The 412-nt window shown below is 46.1% G+C and carries 1 protein-coding gene; it reads right to left on the bottom strand.

Annotation, left to right across the window (positions count from 1 at the left end):
• Window positions 1-412: hypothetical protein (locus tag AC6I5A_RS10950; RefSeq protein WP_034615681.1), on the bottom strand; the 412-nt coding region annotated here is incomplete at both ends.

Genomic DNA, 412 nt, shown 5'->3' with positions numbered 1-412 from the left:
GATTATCCATGATCAGGACGCTGGTTTCTTTCTCAGACATGCCACCCAAGCCTTCCCTGGCCCGGGTACGGGCATAACTCATCAAGGCGGATAAAACCGAGAAGAATACGACGAATTTCTCGCCGCCGGAATTCTCATGGACCGCATCTTCCCACAGTTTTAACCGGCTATTCTGCATAGTGTAATCGATTTTATAAACTCTTACGGGGATATTGGAGTTGTCAAGGTAGACATTAAGTAACTCCCGGCTGGACATCAGCTTCATTACACTGCGTCTAATCTCTTCCGCTTTCTTATTCTGCCTCCTTTCCTGACGGACCTTCTCAATCGCTGTTTCAATATAATTCTTCATTCGTTCCTTGGCATTTTCCAAGCTGTCCAGCACCAAATCTATTTTCAGCATTTGGACCGG

The organism is Desulfosporosinus sp. Tol-M2 (assembly GCF_059735615.1).
Note: the sequence above shows the minus strand (reverse complement) of the source record. Positions and strands in the feature narration are given on the sequence as shown.